This is a genomic window from Enterobacter sp. MGH85 (genome assembly GCF_001037655.1).
Classification (GTDB): domain Bacteria; phylum Pseudomonadota; class Gammaproteobacteria; order Enterobacterales; family Enterobacteriaceae; genus Enterobacter; species Enterobacter intestinihominis.
Window position 1 is genome coordinate 3,397,471 of the sequence record NZ_KQ089925.1, and the last position, 15,826, is coordinate 3,413,296.

The window sequence follows — 15,826 nt, forward strand, 5'->3', positions numbered from 1 at the left end:
TTCAGGTTTGCCAGTACAGTGGCGTACCGAACCGCTCAATATAGTAGTCAATCACCGCCCTGACGTTCAGGGGCGGATGACGCGCGTTCGGGTAAATCGCCGCAATCGTCAGTGGCTCCGTATTAATAGAACACTCCATTTCCGGCAGCAGTGCCACCAGCTCACCGCTTTTGAGCCGTTCGCTCACCATCCAGTCCGGGAATAGCACAACGCCCATGCCGCCCAGCGCCGCAATCAGGAGCGTTTCCGCGTTATTGGAAGTCATCAGCGGTACGATGGGATAGTGAACCCACGCCTCGCCCGGCTGCCGGATCAGCCAGCGGTTAGGCCCGGACGAACCGCGGTAAACCAGACAGTGGTGACGACTGAGATCGTCCGGCCCCTCGGGTGCGCCATGTTTTTGCAGATAGTCCGGCGAGGCCGCCAGATGGTAGAACTGCTGACCGAACACCCGGGCGTGAAACGAGGAGTCCGTCAGCGCGCCGATGCGGAAGATAACGTCCGCGGCGTCGCGGTGCGGATCGATAAAATCGTCGGTGAGGGTCAGTTCAATGGAGAGACGAGGATAACGCGCCAGAAGCCCCGGCAGGCCCGGCGCGATGTGCCGTTGTCCGAAAAAGACCGGGCCATTGATACGCAGCGTGCCCGACGGCTCGCGGGCGCGTTCATCCAGCTCGCGTCGCGCATCCTCCAGATTTCCGGCCATCGCCCGGGCATAGCGCACAAAAAGATGCCCGCTCTCTGTGGGCATAATCGCCCGCGTGTTGCGGTAGAAAAGCTGTTGCCCGAGGGCATCCTCAAGCTGGTGGATCATGCGGGAAACCTGCGACGCAGAAATCCCTTCCCGCCTCGCCACCACGGAAAAATTCTGCGTTTCATAAACGTCGATGAAGATCAGCAGCGCGCGAACGCTGATATGTCCGGCATCCATCATTAATGCATTTCCTGCACAGGTGTTTCCTGCATTATGGCATTTTTCTCAATGATGTTCAGACGTAATCTTCTCCGCCTGGAAAAAGGAGAAAAAGTGTTATGCACATTATTTTAATTTTACTGGTGATTGCCGGCGGCATGGGGTTGTCCGTGGAAGCCGGGCTGCTGGGGCCGCTGGGCGCGGAGGTGGGCGACCTGTGGGCGGCGTTCAGCATATTTAGCGTGGGAACCGGGCTGACGTTTCTGCTGATGCTGTTTTTCAGCCCCCGCAACAGTCCCTCATTTTTTGCGCAGCCGTCATGGCACCTGCTGGGCGGCGTGCTCGGCCCGGTCTACGTCATCATTCTCACCATTGCCACGCCAGCGATCGGTATTGCTATGACGATGATCGGCATTCTGGCAGGCCAGGTCTTTAAAAGCCTGATTATTGACCACTATGGCCTGCTGGGTACGCCGCACCGCAGGATCGATACAAAACGCATTATTGCGCTGGGATTTATCATCGCCGCGCTCATTCTCGTGGCGCAGGGGTAACGTTATGACAGTGATTATGATTATTCTGGCGGTGATTGGCGGCGCGACACTGAGCATTCAGGCTGCCATTAACGGGCAATTAGGCAGCAGCGTGGGGGTATTCAAAAGCGCGTTTCTGACCTTTTCCGTCGGCGCGCTGGTAACCGCCCTGCTCATCTTCTTTTTTGAGCCGAAACAGGCGGTCAGCCTGATGGATGTGCCCAAGTGGCAGCTTCTGGGCGCCCTGTGCGGCGTGCCCTATATAGTGATTATGGTACTCGCGGTGCAACGTATCGGCACCGCCGTTGCCACGGTAGCGGTGATCCTGGGTCAGCTGGCCATGAGCATGCTGATTGATAACTTTGGCTGGCTGAACAATGAAGCCATTCCGTTTTCAGCGAGCCGTTTCGGGGCCGTGGTCTGCCTGAGTATCGCGCTCGTCTTCATCTACTCAAGCAGTAAACCTCAGCCCGAAGAGGATTAACCGCCCTCTTTGCGGGTAAAGAACAGCGTCACCGTGGCGACGGTGACGCCAAATTTCTTCATCTCGGTTTTATTGAATAGGCGGGTGCTGTCCTGCAAATACATCCAGTCATCAAAGTGCAGCAGCCAGGTTTTGCCGTCCGCCTTCACGTTCATGCTGTAGCGCCAGTTAAGGGCGTTGCCCGAAACCTGACCTGTCGCGACACCTTCTATGTCACCCGCCGTGCCTTCGTAACGATCGTGGCCAATGCGGCGGATATGCCAGACGCGCTTTTGCTTCTCGCCGTCGTCATAGACAAAATGCTCGTTCAGCGTCAGCGTATCGCCGATAACATCTCCGGCGATCTCGACGTGAAAACGGCGGATCTGCTTACCGCTGCGGTCCTGCACCATCCCCCACGCCTCGGTTTTGCCCTGGAAGTAGTGGAAAATATCAAGCCTTGGCTGCTGCTGACGATACTCGGTCACTTCTGTGCTGCACCCGGCCACCAGCATTGTCAGTGTAAGCGCCATTAACAGGAATCGTTTCATTGTGGTCCTCCGATTAACTGCTGACGCAGTTCAGGATACTCGGTGCGGGGATCGAGCCAGATCGCCAGAAAGCGCGAGCTAAACGCTGCCGACTGGCGCGGCCCGAGGGGCGTAAATTTTTTCTGCGACGCCGTGGGGCGATACCAGAATTGCCCCTGACCGTTATTAACCACAAACGCGAGCTGCGTGCCGGGCGTGACGTCGGGCCAGAGCGCTTTTAGCATCCGCAGCCAGGCTTCACTCTGCGGCTCCTGCTGCAAAATGCCCTGCGCCTGCCACTGGTCGCGGGTCGCCTCGACCAGGTCGTCGCCATCGATATCCCGGGCATAGGTGATAATCAGCGCGTTATCGCTGTTTGTTCCTGTATATCTGCCGTCGGGCGTCAGCAGCTGAGAGGTATAAACGGTAAACAGCCCCCAGGTGAGGGTGGCATCGCCTACCTTGCGCCAGCTCAGCCAGTCAGTCGCCTGCGCGTTACAGGCCATAACGGTTAGCGCGAGCGCGAGTAACAGATGTCTCATTGTTGTCTCCCCATCAGCAGGTGGAAAAACAGCATCAGCACCAGCCAGCCCGGGATCATCCAGCTGACGACGATAAAAGTCGGCTCCAGGAACGTGATGGCCCCCAAACGCTCGCCAAACAGGTAGGCCAGCGGCCCGCCCAGGGTCGCCAGCGCCGTCAGCAGCCAGCCCGGCAAGGTGGTCGTGCGGGTCAGTTGCGTCCAGACGGTGGCAAACATCAGCCACAGCGCCACCATCCATAGCGGCATCAGAGACGTGCCAGTGAATGAAATCAACCCCGTCAGCGCCCAGAGGGCGTCCAGCATCGCGCCCGACGCCGCCAGCACAAGGGCGTATACCCGGTGTGATGGCGGTAACAACAGCCAGGCAATCAGCGCCAGCGCGATCCAGATGACCAGCCCCTGCTCGCGAAACAGCACCACCAGCGTCCAGTAGAGATCAAACCCGATGGCCAGCAGAAAGACCTGCCCGTAGCGCTTCATACGCGTTCCGCAGTCAGTTGCACCACGCTGATGGTGCGGGCGTTAAACCCTGCCTCACAGTAGCCGAGGTAGTACAGCCACATCCGGCGGAAACGGTCATCAAATCCGAGCTTTTCAATCTCCTGCCAGGCGTGAACGAAGCGCTGACGCCAGTGCGCCAGCGTGCGGGCGTAGTCCGGCCCCATATCGAAGAGGTTACGCACGACAAAATCGGTATGGCGGGTCATCAGTTCATTCATGGCGGTGATGCTGGGCAAAAAGCCGCCGGGGAAGATGTAGCGCTGAATAAAATCGACGCTTTTGCTGTAGTCGCGATAGCGCTGATCCTGAATGGTGATGGCCTGAATCGCCATCCGCCCGCCCGGACGCAGACGCGCCTGGCAGGTGCGGAAAAACGTTGGCAGATAGCGTTGGCCGACGGCTTCAATCATCTCAACCGACACCAGCTTATCGTACACTCCGGTCAGATCGCGGTAGTCGCAGAGCAGCACCTCAACGCGATCCTGTAAACCTGCCCGCGCGATCCGCGCGGTGGCCCAATGGTACTGCTCCTGCGATAGCGTGGTAGTTGTGACCCGGCAGCCATAATGACGGGCGGCATATTCCGCCATCGCCCCCCAGCCGGTACCAATCTCCAGCAGATGATCGTTTGCGGTGAGCGCCAGTTGGTCGCACAGCCTGGCCATTTTTGCCTGCTGAGCCGCTGCCAGATCCTGCTCTTCCCCGGTAAACAGCGCGCTGGAGTAAAGGAGTTGTTCATCAAGGAAATGGGCGTAAAAGGTGTTGCCCAAATCGTAATGGGCGGCAATATTTTCCCGTGCCTGCGCGCGGGAGTTGCGCCGCATCCAGTGCCGTAGCCGCTCTACCGGTTTCCCGAGCAGGCGAAACCCTTTTTCCAGTTGCCCGAGGATTTGGCTATTACGTGCAATCAGCTCCAGCAGCGGCGTCAGGTGGGGCGTCTCCCAGTCGCCATCCATCCACGCTTGTGCCGCGGCGAGGCTGCCCCCGGTTAAAATGCGCCAGTAGACGCCCGGAGCAAGTACCTGCACCTCAGCATGAAGCGCGGCGGAGGCGTCGCCGAACTGGAACGTCTGCGCGCCTTCACGCAGCGTCAGCGAGCCGCCGCGCAGCCCGTTCAGCAGGCGGAAGAGCAACCATCGCGCGACGCGGACGTTTCGCGGGATATCGGGTTCAAGCGCAAAGACGGGATCGGTCATGAGCGTTCACTCCTGCTGAGGGGATGGTTATGCAGCGGCACGCGCTTCAGCCACAGCCTGAGCGCCTGCCAGTAAATGGCGAAAACGGTTTTGAGGGTCATCAACGGGATCCGCGCCAGCAGCGACCGCAGCGCTGCGCGCGTCAGCGGCTCCCGGCGCAGCGTCAGAGTGGCATCAAACACCTTCGTCTCCTGATGGTTTTCGATATGCATGCGCAGCGTGCTGGCCGGACTGTTGAAGCGCCAGTGGTAGACCATGTCCATCGGATTAAAGGGCGAGACGTGAAACGCTTTTTCCGTCGGCGGGGCGTCCCGCCCCGCTACCGCGTAGTAGTGTCGTTCATTCCACGGCGTGTTGCGGACTTCGGCGAGAACCCAGCGCAGGGTGTCTTCCCCGTCATAGCAGTAGTAAAAATTGACTGGGTTAAAATGAAAGCCGAAATAACGCAGTTGGGTTAGAAGCATGACCCGCCCCGCCGGGCGTTCGCCGGTCAGATTTTCCAGACGCTCAAGGACGCACTCTTTGAGCGGGGTGCCCAGCGGGTAGTCCGCATCATAAAATGCCGCGGGCGCAACGCGGTTACGGCGCACACCGACGGAGGGCAGCGCGTCCAGCTCATCGAGATCGAGCCAGGCCATAAAGACGCTGTAGGTAAAGTGGTGCGCTTTTGGCGAAAGACGGCGATGGCGCAATGTGCCGTGGTAAAGGCAGCTGTTCATCTCAGTTGCCCTCCCCGGCCGCGATAGCGTTTACCACATCCAGCGCACTGCGTACCCCATCTTCGTGGAAGCCGTTGTACCAGTACGCGCCGCAGAACCAGCTCCGCTGGCGACCGTTTATTTCGCCACGCCGGGCCTGGGCTTGCCAGCTTTGCGGGTTAAAAAGCGGATGCTCATAGACAAAGCGGCGCAGCACATAGCGTTCTTCCACCGGCGTTTCCGGGTTGAGGGTGACGCAAAACAGCGGGCTACCCGGCGGCAGTCCCTGCAAGATATTCATGTTGTAGGTGACGCAGGCGCTGGCCCGATCCTGCTCGCTGAGGCGGTAGTTCCAGCTCGCCCACGCGCGCTTGCGCACCGGCAGCCAGCGCGGATCGCTGTGAAGCACCACCTCGTTACGCTGCCAGCCGATATCACCCAGCACCTCACGTTCAGCCTGCGTTGGGCTGGCGAGCATCGCCAGCGCCTGAGCGGAGTGGCAGGCGAAGATCACCTGATCAAAGTTGTCTGTTACGCCCTCACGCGTAATATCAACCCCGCGATCGTGGCGAATAATCTGCTGCACCGGCGCATTGAGGTGCAGCGTCAGGCGATCGCCAAGCTTGTCCAGCATCGCGCGAATGTACTCCCGGGAGCCACCCGGCACCACGTACCACTGCGGACGATGGGTAATGTCCAGCAGACCGTGGTTCTCGAAAAAGCGTAAAAAGAGCGGCAGCGGGAAGCGTTTCATCTCCTGTAGCGAGGATGACCAGATAGCCGCCCCCATTGGCAGAATGTAGTGACGGGCAAAAAAAGGCGTGAAGCGGTGCTGGTGCAGGAACGTCTCCAGCGTGGCGGACTCGCTGACGTCACCCCGGAGCGTCTGTTTCGCCAGTCGGTTAAAGCGCACGATCTCCTTCAGCAGCGTCCAGAAGGCAGGGTTTAACAGATTACGACGCTGGGCGAACAGCGACGTCAGCGTGTGGCCGTTGTACTCCAGCCCGCTCTGCGGGTTATGTACCGAAAAACTCATCTGCGTTTTTTGCCCACTGATGCCCAGTTCGCTCAGCAGCCCCATGAAGCGCGGATAGGTGCGGTCGTTGTAGACAATAAAACCGGTGTCGATGGCAAAGTTGCCCTGCGGCGTGTCGACATCCACCGTTGCGGTATGACCGCCCGGCGTGGCCTGCGCTTCAAACAGCGTGACCTGATGATGTCCGGCGAGCCGCCAGGCACAGGTTAACCCGGCGATACCGCTGCCGATAATCGCGATCTTCATGGTCGCACCATCCTGCGCAGCAGTGCGCGCTGAAGTTTATCGGGCAGACCGGAGAGCAGGCGCAGCGCCAGGCTAAACCCGGCGGGAAACGCGATATGATCCTTCCCTTTTGCCAGACCGCGACGAATGGCATGGACGGCGTCCTCCACACTGACCCGGCCCGGCATCGGGAAATCATTTTTTCGGGTCAGCGGCGTGTCGACAAAACCAGGTGAAACGACCGTGACGGCGATCCCTTTCGGCTCCCAGTCGAGGCGCAGCGTCTCAGCAAACCAGGTTAACGCCGCTTTAGAGGCGCCATAGGCTTCGGCTCGCGGGAAGTGAAGCCAGTGCGCCATTGAACTGACCAGCACCACGCGGTTGCCGGATATCAGCTGCGGCTGCAACGCCGCAAGGCAGTTTACCGGCCCCATGAAATTGGTGGTCATGACGCGCGCCACCAACGCGGCATCCACCTCGCCGCGATCGAGATACTCGCAGGTTCCGGCGCAAAGAATCACCGTGTCGGCAGCACAGTCCGCCAGCGCCTGGCGACAGGCGTCCCTGTCTGTCATATCGAACAGGCGCACCGTAATGTTGGGGCTGTGCTGATGCACGGCTGCCAGACGTTGCGCATCGCGCCCGCAGGCAATCACCCGGTAGCCATCGTCGGCAAAAGATTTCGCCAGCCCGGCCCCTATGCCCGAGCTTGCGCCGGTGATCAGAACCGTTTTCATGATTTCACTCTCCGCTTCACGCCGCGTACGGCCCAGCCGAGCACCGGAAGATGTTCGTAAATCATCTCTCCGGCATCGTAGTAATCCCGCTGGCGAACAATGCGATCGTCGCGCATGTGTACCACAGAGCAGCCCGGCAGCTGGCGCATTGCCCCCCGGGCAATACGCGGGTGCGACCAGTGCATCATCCAGGTAACAACAAAGCGATCGCCCTGCTGCAAGGGTGCATCGACGGTAAAGCGGCACCGCTGGACGTTAGCCAGCAGGTGAGTGAAATAGCGCTGAATCGCGAACAACCCGCTGTGTTCGCCAAAGGGATCGATAAGCGTGGCATCGGCGCGATAAATCTTTGCCAGAGCCGAAGGTGGCTGGGTATCCAGCGTGGCGTAATAATCAACGAATCGACTGATGACGGACGGCAACGTGCTCATGGGTCACATCCTGGCTGTAAACAACGTAGCGAAATCGCATAATTAAAACTTACACAATTAGTGTTATTTGTCCAAGTTTGTGCAGATATATTTTTTATACCTCTTTTAATTCAGTATTTTAAAAACTTTCCCTGAGGTGCCAATTTGAGTCAAAAGCAGATTCTCACCGCCGTGCCGTTATTTTTTAGGGATAACCTTAAGGCAAAGGTGCCATTTATCTTCCAGACTTATCCTTTTAATTCATAAGGATGTCACGCGATGAAAAATTTACTGATGGCGCTCTTTTCCAGCCCGGAATCCTTGTTGCAGGTTATGAGTCACCAGGAAATTATCGAAGCCGTAGAGGATGGCGACCGCATCATCATCGATCAGGATGGAAACGCCTCGGTTAACTACAAAAGTAACGAGGTTCGGCAGGACTTTCTGCGCCATGTCAACGCGCTGAAGAGGGCCTGAAATGGGAACGGCAATATTCATGGTATTGATGGTATGCGGCTACTGGTACACCAGCCGCGATCTCTCAACCCGGTTCAAAATTAAGCGTTCATTCGGCTGGGATGTCTATTTCCTTGTGGCGCTGTATGGCTGCATTTTCGTTTTACAGGGCGTGATCGCCACCGGCCTGCTCTGGCTGCTGTTGTTCGCCCTCTCCGCCGCCGACAACACGTTCCATTTCACGTCCGCAAAATACGCCGACTGGCAAATTGATTTTATGAACTGGAGCTTTTTAGGGATTCAGGCTCCGGTCGTGGTGATGCTGGCCTTTGCGATCCTGTTTTGTCTCTATCGTTCTAACTGGGCCGGCAGCGCGCGGCTGGACGGCGAAGGCCGGAAAAAGCTCTACAAGCGGCTGGCGCAATCGAGCGGGATTGAACAACTGCTCTATCAGTGCATGGAGGAAGGTGAACTTGCGCACGTCACGCTGAAGTCGCGGCGGATTTATATTGGCATGATCCATACCGCCACGCTGGAGTATGAAAAAACCGCCAATATCGTGCTTATCCCGATGCTGAGCGGCTACCGCGACGGGGAGAACATGCAGCTGTGTATTGAGCACAACTACAGCAAATGGTACGCCGAGCATGAGGTTACGCTCGACTCAGAGCCAAAAAGCGCTATGGATTTCCGTAAGGTGATCATGCTTGATCAGATCGAGAGTATTTCGCTGTTCGATCCGGCAAGTGCCAGCGCGCTGGCGATGCGTGAATAAAAAAATGGCGCCTTATTTCTAAGGCGCCAGGATTATGTGGATGAAACCTGAACTTATGGCGTTACGATATTGAACCAGAAGTCAAATTTGTCCATGTAGCTCAGCATCTCTTCCAGCTTCGCCCCGTTTCCACTCACCTTCACGTCACCTTTATCCATCGCCTGCTTCAGCGTCTCTTTCTTAAGGATGATGTTGTTCAGCGTGGTGCGGTCAAGCGCGATAGTTGCGTCGGCATCCTTCGCCTGCGCGTTGGCGGTATGGTTCAGCACGCCGTTTTCCAGCTCCAGCTTGTATTTGCCGCCATCCTTACCGAGATCGACATTGAAGACCGCCTTCGCGTTACCGGCCCGCACCCCGTTGATGTGCACACCCAGGTAGTCGAAGAACATTTCCGGGGTCATCGCTCGCACGGTATCCGGACTGGCGGTGTTCGGCGTCGGCAGCTTCTTCACGCCATTACGCAGTTCTTGCGCGCCGGTCAGGTAGAAGTTACGCCAGGTGCCCGCTTCCGCCTGGTAACCTAACTGCTCAAGCGCGTCGGCTTCCAGATTACGGGCAGCCTGGTTGTTAGGATCGGCAAAGACCACTTTGCTGACCACCTGAGCAACCCAACGGTAATTACCCTGCTGATAATCCGCTTTGGCTTTCTGCATGATGGCATCAGCGCCGCCCATGTACTGCACGAACTTCTTCGCAGCCTGTTCAGGCGGCAGCTCGTCGAGGGTTGCCGGGTTGCCGTCGAACCAGCCGAGATAAAACACGTAAGTGGCTTTGACGTCGTGGCTAACGGAGCCGTAGTAACCGCGGCTTGCCCACTGTTTCTCGAGCGATTCCGGCAGCTTAAATTCTGCGGCGATCTCATCGCGAGTCAGGCCTTTGTTGGCCATACGCAGGGTCTGGTCGTTGATGTAGCGGTACATATCGCGCTGGCCTTTCATCAGCTTGACGATATTCTCGTTACCCCAGGTCGGCCAGTGGTGCTGCGCAATAATCACTTCCGCGTCCGCGCCCCAGCGCTCAATGGCGGCGTTAATGTACTTCGACCAGGCCAGCGGGTCGCGGATTTTCGCGCCGCGCAAGGAGTAGGTGTTGTGCAGAGTATGGGTCACGTCCTCTGCGGCCTCGATCATTTTCTTCTCTTTGACGTACCACAGCATCTCCGACGGAGCTTCTGAACCCGGCGCCATCATAAAGTCGTAGGTCAAGCCGTCGATCACTTCTTCCTGACCGGTATGGGTAATGTAGTCGGTCGGCGGGATGAGGGTGACAGTACCCGCAGAGGTGGTGGTGCCAAGGCCTGCACCCACCTGGCCTTTTGCATCCGGCTTCAGCAGGTTGCCGTACATATAGCTCGCACGGCGGCTCATCGCGTTTCCGGCCATAATGTTTTCGGAAACCGCCTCTTTCATAAAGCCATCCGGCGCGAAGATTTTCACTTTGCCAGACTTGACGTCAGCTTCGTCAACCACGCCGCGCAGGCCGCCATAGTGGTCAACGTGGCTGTGGGTGATCACCACAGCGACGACCGGTTTCTTGCCGCGGTTTGCATAGTAGAGATCCAGCGCTTCTTTCGCCGGTTCAGCGCTTAACAGCGGGTCGATAACGGTAATGCCCTTCTCGCCCTCAATGATGGTCATGTTGGAGAGATCGAGATTACGGATCTGATACACGCCGTCGGTGACCTTAAACAGCCCGCCAATGTTGATCAACTGTGACTGACGCCACAGACTCGGGTTTACCGTATCCGGGGCTTTTTCACCCTCTTTGACGAAATCATATTTCGCCGGGTTCCAGATAACGTTCCCCTGCTCGCCTTTGATCATGTTTTGCGGCAGCGGGGCGATAAAGCCTTTATGGGCATTTTCAAAGTCGGTTTTATCGGCAAACGGTAATTTGTTATACAGGGCGTTATTAGCCTGCTGGGTTGTAGGAGTGGCATCCTGCGGCTGTACTTCCGCAAACGCGGAAAGCGACAGCGACGTCAACACACCGGCCAGCGCCAGATGTTTAGCGATTATCGTTAATTTCATTAAATGGCCTCATAGATTAATTGCGCCGCCAGCGATATTTAATTGTGGCGGATAATTTTAATGCGAACTCATTGAGGACCATTCTAATCAGAATACCTTCCCTTCATAGTCCCATATGGGACTGGTTATTTATCGATTCGTAATCCGTTGGCTATTGCTGCTATACTCGCTACCATAGCAGACGTTGCGGGGAGAGGCTTAGCGTGAATTTTCAGGATATCCATACCTATTATCAGCAACTCAATATTGGGCAATTTTTTCCGCAAATGCTTTGTAAAGGCGAGGTCTTAACCGTTGCCGCAAATAAAAAACTCACCGTTGAACCTGGCTATATTTATTTTTGTACTGAAGGGTCACTGACGATATTAATGCCTGATGATGGGCTGAATATTGGCAATACTATTGAGTATATGCCGATCGGGTTAATGGAAAGGTATTGTCCACTGGCGAAGTATGAATATCGCAGCAGTGCCAGGGTGAAACTGGTGAGAATATCCTGGGCCGACTTCGACCAGATATTTTTCCAGGGTGGGCCTGAGCGCATGCAGGCGCTGGCCACCATACTGACCTATATGTCGATATTCACCATCGACCTGCATAACGAACGCAGGCAGGTCACCAGCTACCAGACCATTAAACCTATGCTCTATCGCTATCTTTATCGGCAGGAAACCCACACGGGAGAGAATGAGGGTCTGGCGCTGTTTATCATCAAGCGCACTAACCTGTCGCGAACGCATGTCTTTCGCGTGCTGGCGGATCTTAAAGCCGGGGGCTATATCACCATGAAGCGCGGAAAGCTGGTGTCGATAGACCGTCCGCTGCCGGAGGCGTATTAAATTACGCCCCTGAAGCGAATGCTTCAGGGGCTGGCTGATTAACGCACCAGGTGCAGGAAGTGCAGATGTTTTTCATACTGGTCCAGGATATCGTTAATTAACTGCTCCTGGTTCCAGCCCATCACATCGTAATTTTGCCCACCTTCCTTGAGGTAGATTTCTGCCCGATAGTACCGGTGCTGTTCTGCCTGATTCTCATCATTCTCCATGGCCGCTAGCGCGAAGGTCGGCGAGTTATAGCCACGCAGCCTGACTTCATAAATGAAATTCAGCTCATTGCCTAAATCCACCTCAAGGCGAATACGATCGTCCGACGCGTCGCTGATATGGCTCTGCGTTCCCTGCTTATTCAGTTCATCCTGCACCAGCACCATGGCCGGTTTGATCACCTCTTCCATAAAGCGTTTCACCAGGGAGCGTTTAGGTAAGTATGCGATGTTACGCAGTCTGCGCTGCCACGGAATGGGGTTACGGGCCGCTGTCGGCGCGATCGTGGCCATACTCAGGCTCTCGCGTTTGGTCAAATCGCGTCGGAGCGCCTTCAGCAACCCATAGATTGAGACCAGCAGGATCATCGAGAACGGTAGCGCGCTGGCGATGGTCACGGTTTGCAGCGCACTCAGTCCGCCCGCGAGCAGCAGCGCGATAGCGACTACGCCCATCAGCGCGGCCCAGAAGATGCGCTGCCAGACGGGGGTATTGGCTTCGCCGCCGGACGCGAGGGTATCCACCACCATCGCCCCGGAGTCGGCTGAGGTCACAAAGAAGACGATGACCATCGCCATGGCAATAAATGACAGCACGGAAGAGAACGGAAAATGCTCAAGGAAATTAAACAGCGCCAGCGCCACGTCCTGCTGGACGGTATTCGCCAGATCGGACGCTCCCTTGTTCATGATGAGGTAAATGGCGCTATTGCCGAACACCGTCATCCACATCAGGGTAAAGCCCGCCGGGACAAACAGCACGCCGGTCACGAACTCGCGGATGGTTCTGCCGCGGGACACACGGGCAATGAACATCCCGACAAACGGCGACCAGGACAGCCACCAGCCCCAGTACAGCAGCGTCCAGCCTCCCAGCCAGTTGCTGGATTTCGGTTCATAAGCGTACAGGTTAAACGTCTTGCTCACCAGCTCGGACAGGTATCCGCCGGTATTTTCCACAAAGGATTTCAGCAGGAGTACGGTTGGCCCCAGGCACAACACCAGCACCAGCAGCAGTACCGCCAGCCCCAGATTGAGCTCTGATAAAATGCGAATGCCTTTATCCAGACCGGACACCACAGAAATGGTCGCCAGCCCGGTAATCAGGACGATAAGGATCACCTGCACGGTATCGTTGATGGGCACGCCAAAAAGGTGGTTCAGCCCGGCATTGACCTGTAAAACGCCGTAACCTAACGAGGTCGCCACGCCAAATACGGTGCCGATTACCGCGAAGATATCCACCGCATGACCTATCGGGCCGTAAATACGGTCGCCGATAATCGGATAAAGCGCCGAACGAAGCGTCAAAGGCAGGCCGTGGCGGTAGCTGAAGAATGCCAGAATCAACGCAACGATGGCGTAGATAGCCCAGGCGTGCAGCCCCCAGTGGAAGAATGTCAGCCGCATGGCCTCTTTGGCCGCAGCGACCGTTTCAGGTGTCCCCACCGGCGGGGAAAGGTAGTGCATGACCGGCTCCGCCACGCCGAAGAACATCAGTCCGATCCCCATCCCCGCCGAGAACAGCATGGCGAACCAGGAGTGGTAGCTGAAGTCAGGCTGGGAGTGGTCGGGCCCGAGTTTAATATCGCCGTAGCGGGACAAGCCGAGGAACGTCACGCTCATTAAAATCAGCGCGACGGCAAGAATGTAAAACCAGCTGGCGTTGGTGAATATTTGCTGTTGCAGTAGCTTAAAGTTTTTATCGGCAACGTCAGGGAAAATCGCGGCAAAGGCGACAAGAAGGAAAATTAACAAAGCAGATGTGTAAAATACCGCTTTGTTAATCTGGCTTTTGGACTGCTTTGGGATAGTGTCGTTTTCACTCATATAGTGTCTTCCATAAACGCATTGACCGCTCTGAATGAGAGGCGTGATCTGCGTCAGGGTAACAAAATCCCTTTATGAATGCAGGTCTGAAACGTTCAATTATACACTATCCCCAAAGGGTATTTGTTGCGCGTTAACGCATCCCTATGCCATTGCATTATTTCGCAGGCAAGAAATGGTTAATTATCCCGGCCAGCCGACTTGGGCCGTAAGTTCTCATCGAATACCAGCCGTTTGCGTCCGGGCTCCTCTTCCCGCAGCGGCTCTACCTGATGCAGCGTCTGCTTACAGCGATCCACCAGCACCTGATACTCCCGCGTGCCCTGCTTTTTCCACTCTATTTCCTGCGCGCTTAGCTCACGAATCGCTTTCGCCGGACTGCCAAGAATTAAGTGATTCGCAGGCATTTCCGCTTTGGCCTTCACAAACGCCGCCGCCCCGACGATGCTGTTTTCGCCGATCGTCGCTCCGTCCATCACCACCGCATTCATCCCCACCAGCGCATTACGGCGGATAATGCAGCCGTGCAGGATCGCGCTGTGGCCGATATGCCCGTCCTCTTCCACCACCGTGTCCTGCTCCGGAAAACCGTGCATCACGCAGTTATCCTGAATGTTCGCGCCGTCTTTCACCACGATCCGGCCAAAATCACCGCGCAGGCTGGCGTTGGGGCCTACGTAAACACCTTTGCCGAGGATCACGTCGCCAATCAGCACCGCGGTCGGGTGAACATAGCTCTCTTCAGGCACGACCGGCGTCAGACCATCAATTTGATAAACAGGCATACCCTCTCCTTATGTGATATTCAGACCACCAAAACGCTGGTGATAAAGCGTGCCGGGCGCGGGCAGCTCGCCGACGGAGGTTTCCCCCTTCTCACTGACAAACGCCAGGGCTCCCGCTGCCACGCGCTGGTAGATGTTAATGCACAGCTGTCGCGCGCTCTGTCCCGCCCAGTGCGCCGGGAGTAACTCCTCCGGCAACAGCGGATCTTTCAGCACCACGCGACGATAAAAATGAATGAGTAACAGCTGGATCTGAAAGCAGCGTTCCGGGGTTAAATCCTCGGGCGACGCCTCTTTCAGCAGCGGCAGCAGCGGACGGAACGAGTTGATAAACGTTTCGTACATCGCGTTTTGTTCGGTCAGCTGCCAGCACTCTTCCACGCGGGATCGTAATGCCGCGCGTGACAAAGCCAGCGGCGAATGAGCTTCAAAGAAAATGACGTTTTCCGCCACGCCAGCGTCATGCAACAGCGACTGCACGTCCGCGAGGTTCTGCGACGGCGAGGCCATCAGGCTCGGCGCCAGCGTGCCGAACCCTTGCCAGATGAGCTGTTTTTTCACGTCCGCGAGCGTGGTTTTATCCAGCCCCTCGGAAAGCAGTAGCAGCCATTTACCATCCCACGCCGGCAATTCTGCACGGTAGATTTTATTTTCCGCGCGTCGGGTCAAACGCAGCCCCTTGTCGCTGAGACGGTAAAAGCTGCGGCGGCCAATGCGGGACACGTCCAGCCAGCCCTCTTTGTTGAGGCGAAACAGCGCGGTGCGCACAAAGCGCTCCCCGAATCCCATCCCTTCCAGCAGGGCCGCCAGACTGCCGAGCCAGATCTCTCCGCCGCGATGGGAAAGCGCGTCGCCATACAGCGAAGAGATAAGCGACGTTCCGCTGACGGGAACAGAGCTGACTGCGTGCTGGATAAAGGCATCAAGTTTATTCATGTGATTCATTCTGTTGTTATTTTTTTCCTGAATGAATCATAGCATACGAATCTGGGGTGTACCCTCACCCTAACCCTCTCCCAAAGGGAGAGGGAACTTAATACACCCTCTCCCTTTGGGCTGAGGGATCCCCAGTAATTTTTTTATGCAGAAGCAATAAAGTTGCTTTCTAAATGACTGAGG

General features: G+C 56.6%; 18 protein-coding genes. 5 read left to right on the plus strand and 13 right to left on the minus strand.

Annotation, left to right across the window (positions count from 1 at the left end; translation table 11 throughout):
- Position 1: 1 nt before the first annotated feature.
- A complete protein-coding gene (locus tag SK51_RS15900; RefSeq protein WP_023306147.1) occupies positions 2-934 on the minus strand; it encodes a LysR family transcriptional regulator in 933 nt (310 codons plus the stop codon).
- 98 nt (positions 935-1,032) lie between these two features.
- On the opposite strand from SK51_RS15900, the gene SK51_RS15905 reads away from it, so the two are divergent.
- Together SK51_RS15905 and SK51_RS15910 are read left to right on the plus strand one after the other, a co-directional pair.
- Complete coding sequence (locus SK51_RS15905) at positions 1,033-1,467, plus strand: DMT family transporter (RefSeq protein WP_003857304.1); 435 nt, start codon at positions 1,033-1,035, stop codon at positions 1,465-1,467.
- A 4-nt stretch (positions 1,468-1,471) separates the two neighbouring features.
- The gene (locus SK51_RS15910) at positions 1,472-1,930 is read left to right on the plus strand and encodes a DMT family transporter (RefSeq protein WP_023300046.1); all 459 of its coding nucleotides are present in this window, start codon (positions 1,472-1,474) and stop codon (positions 1,928-1,930) included.
- Here SK51_RS15910 and SK51_RS15915 read toward each other — a convergent pair.
- Genes SK51_RS15915 through SK51_RS15950 form a run of 8 tightly spaced genes read right to left on the minus strand, consistent with a single transcriptional unit; the run spans position 1,927 to position 7,807 of the window.
- Positions 1,927-2,460, minus strand: coding sequence for a DUF3833 domain-containing protein (locus SK51_RS15915; RefSeq protein ID WP_023300045.1), 534 nt, complete (start codon positions 2,458-2,460; stop codon positions 1,927-1,929). The genes SK51_RS15910 and SK51_RS15915 overlap by 4 nt on opposite strands.
- A complete protein-coding gene (locus SK51_RS15920) occupies positions 2,457-2,981 on the minus strand; it encodes a chalcone isomerase family protein (RefSeq protein ID WP_023306146.1) in 525 nt (174 codons plus the stop codon). Before SK51_RS15920 ends, SK51_RS15915 begins: the two co-directional genes overlap by 4 nt.
- Positions 2,978-3,463 carry a DUF2878 domain-containing protein gene (locus SK51_RS15925; protein WP_023300043.1) on the minus strand — a complete coding sequence of 162 codons (486 nt, stop codon included), beginning with the start codon at positions 3,461-3,463 and terminating at the stop codon, positions 2,978-2,980. Before SK51_RS15925 ends, SK51_RS15920 begins: the two co-directional genes overlap by 4 nt.
- Positions 3,460-4,680, minus strand: coding sequence for an SAM-dependent methyltransferase (locus tag SK51_RS15930; RefSeq protein ID WP_023306145.1), 1,221 nt, complete (start codon positions 4,678-4,680; stop codon positions 3,460-3,462). The genes SK51_RS15925 and SK51_RS15930 overlap by 4 nt, the downstream gene beginning before the upstream one ends.
- Positions 4,677-5,399, minus strand: coding sequence for a DUF1365 domain-containing protein (locus SK51_RS15935; protein WP_023306144.1), 723 nt, complete (start codon positions 5,397-5,399; stop codon positions 4,677-4,679). The genes SK51_RS15930 and SK51_RS15935 overlap by 4 nt, the downstream gene beginning before the upstream one ends.
- A 1-nt stretch (position 5,400) precedes the next feature.
- A complete protein-coding gene (locus SK51_RS15940) occupies positions 5,401-6,660 on the minus strand; it encodes an NAD(P)/FAD-dependent oxidoreductase (RefSeq protein WP_023306143.1) in 1,260 nt (419 codons plus the stop codon).
- The gene (locus SK51_RS15945) at positions 6,657-7,376 is read right to left on the minus strand and encodes an SDR family NAD(P)-dependent oxidoreductase (protein ID WP_023300039.1); all 720 of its coding nucleotides are present in this window, start codon (positions 7,374-7,376) and stop codon (positions 6,657-6,659) included. The genes SK51_RS15940 and SK51_RS15945 overlap by 4 nt, the downstream gene beginning before the upstream one ends.
- Positions 7,373-7,807, minus strand: coding sequence for a nuclear transport factor 2 family protein (locus tag SK51_RS15950; RefSeq protein ID WP_048206802.1), 435 nt, complete (start codon positions 7,805-7,807; stop codon positions 7,373-7,375). Before SK51_RS15950 ends, SK51_RS15945 begins: the two co-directional genes overlap by 4 nt.
- A gap of 258 nt (positions 7,808-8,065) precedes the next feature.
- Here SK51_RS15950 and SK51_RS15955 point away from each other — a divergent pair, with 258 nt between their 5' ends.
- Together SK51_RS15955 and SK51_RS15960 are read left to right on the plus strand one after the other, a co-directional pair.
- Entirely contained in the window at positions 8,066-8,263 is a 198-nt protein-coding gene (locus SK51_RS15955) for a hypothetical protein (RefSeq protein ID WP_022648035.1), read from the plus strand.
- 1 nt (position 8,264) lies between these two features.
- Entirely contained in the window at positions 8,265-9,017 is a 753-nt protein-coding gene (locus SK51_RS15960) for a hypothetical protein (RefSeq protein ID WP_022648034.1), read from the plus strand.
- A 53-nt stretch (positions 9,018-9,070) separates the two neighbouring features.
- Here the strand turns inward: SK51_RS15960 and SK51_RS15965 are convergent, their stop codons facing one another.
- Positions 9,071-11,047, minus strand: a complete 1,977-nt coding sequence (locus SK51_RS15965) for an alkyl/aryl-sulfatase (RefSeq protein WP_048206803.1) — start codon at positions 11,045-11,047, stop codon at positions 9,071-9,073.
- Positions 11,048-11,250: 203 nt separating this feature from the next.
- On the opposite strand from SK51_RS15965, the gene SK51_RS15970 reads away from it, so the two are divergent.
- On the plus strand, positions 11,251-11,886 hold the full coding sequence (locus SK51_RS15970; protein WP_023300038.1) for a helix-turn-helix domain-containing protein: 636 nt from the start codon (positions 11,251-11,253) through the stop codon (positions 11,884-11,886).
- Between the two features lie 38 nt (positions 11,887-11,924).
- Here SK51_RS15970 and SK51_RS15975 read toward each other — a convergent pair whose 3' ends face one another.
- The 3 genes from SK51_RS15975 to paaX all read right to left on the minus strand — a co-directional run bounded on the left by SK51_RS15975 (position 11,925) and on the right by paaX (position 15,652).
- A complete protein-coding gene (locus SK51_RS15975) occupies positions 11,925-13,922 on the minus strand; it encodes a BCCT family transporter (RefSeq protein WP_023306141.1) in 1,998 nt (665 codons plus the stop codon).
- A gap of 179 nt (positions 13,923-14,101) precedes the next feature.
- Complete coding sequence (gene paaY, locus SK51_RS15980; protein WP_023300036.1) at positions 14,102-14,707, minus strand: phenylacetic acid degradation protein PaaY; 606 nt, start codon at positions 14,705-14,707, stop codon at positions 14,102-14,104.
- 9 nt (positions 14,708-14,716) lie between these two features.
- A complete protein-coding gene (paaX, locus tag SK51_RS15985; RefSeq protein ID WP_032622213.1) occupies positions 14,717-15,652 on the minus strand; it encodes a phenylacetic acid degradation operon negative regulatory protein PaaX in 936 nt (311 codons plus the stop codon).
- Positions 15,653-15,826: the final 174 nt, after the last annotated feature.

Coding starts and splice junctions, on each gene's coding strand:
- SK51_RS15900 (WP_023306147.1), bottom strand. CDS start 934: ATGATGGATGCCGGACATATCAGCGTTCGCGCGCTGCTGATCTTCATC.
- SK51_RS15905 (WP_003857304.1), top strand. CDS start 1,033: ATGCACATTATTTTAATTTTACTGGTGATTGCCGGCGGCATGGGGTTG.
- SK51_RS15910 (WP_023300046.1), top strand. CDS start 1,472: ATGACAGTGATTATGATTATTCTGGCGGTGATTGGCGGCGCGACACTG.
- SK51_RS15915 (WP_023300045.1), bottom strand. CDS start 2,460: ATGAAACGATTCCTGTTAATGGCGCTTACACTGACAATGCTGGTGGCC.
- SK51_RS15920 (WP_023306146.1), bottom strand. CDS start 2,981: ATGAGACATCTGTTACTCGCGCTCGCGCTAACCGTTATGGCCTGTAAC.
- SK51_RS15925 (WP_023300043.1), bottom strand. CDS start 3,463: ATGAAGCGCTACGGGCAGGTCTTTCTGCTGGCCATCGGGTTTGATCTC.
- SK51_RS15930 (WP_023306145.1), bottom strand. CDS start 4,680: ATGACCGATCCCGTCTTTGCGCTTGAACCCGATATCCCGCGAAACGTC.
- SK51_RS15935 (WP_023306144.1), bottom strand. CDS start 5,399: ATGAACAGCTGCCTTTACCACGGCACATTGCGCCATCGCCGTCTTTCG.
- SK51_RS15940 (WP_023306143.1), bottom strand. CDS start 6,660: ATGAAGATCGCGATTATCGGCAGCGGTATCGCCGGGTTAACCTGTGCC.
- SK51_RS15945 (WP_023300039.1), bottom strand. CDS start 7,376: ATGAAAACGGTTCTGATCACCGGCGCAAGCTCGGGCATAGGGGCCGGG.
- SK51_RS15950 (WP_048206802.1), bottom strand. CDS start 7,807: ATGAGCACGTTGCCGTCCGTCATCAGTCGATTCGTTGATTATTACGCC.
- SK51_RS15955 (WP_022648035.1), top strand. CDS start 8,066: ATGAAAAATTTACTGATGGCGCTCTTTTCCAGCCCGGAATCCTTGTTG.
- SK51_RS15960 (WP_022648034.1), top strand. CDS start 8,265: ATGGGAACGGCAATATTCATGGTATTGATGGTATGCGGCTACTGGTAC.
- SK51_RS15965 (WP_048206803.1), bottom strand. CDS start 11,047: ATGAAATTAACGATAATCGCTAAACATCTGGCGCTGGCCGGTGTGTTG.
- SK51_RS15975 (WP_023306141.1), bottom strand. CDS start 13,922: ATGAGTGAAAACGACACTATCCCAAAGCAGTCCAAAAGCCAGATTAAC.
- paaY (WP_023300036.1), bottom strand. CDS start 14,707: ATGCCTGTTTATCAAATTGATGGTCTGACGCCGGTCGTGCCTGAAGAG.
- paaX (WP_032622213.1), bottom strand. CDS start 15,652: ATGAATCACATGAATAAACTTGATGCCTTTATCCAGCACGCAGTCAGC.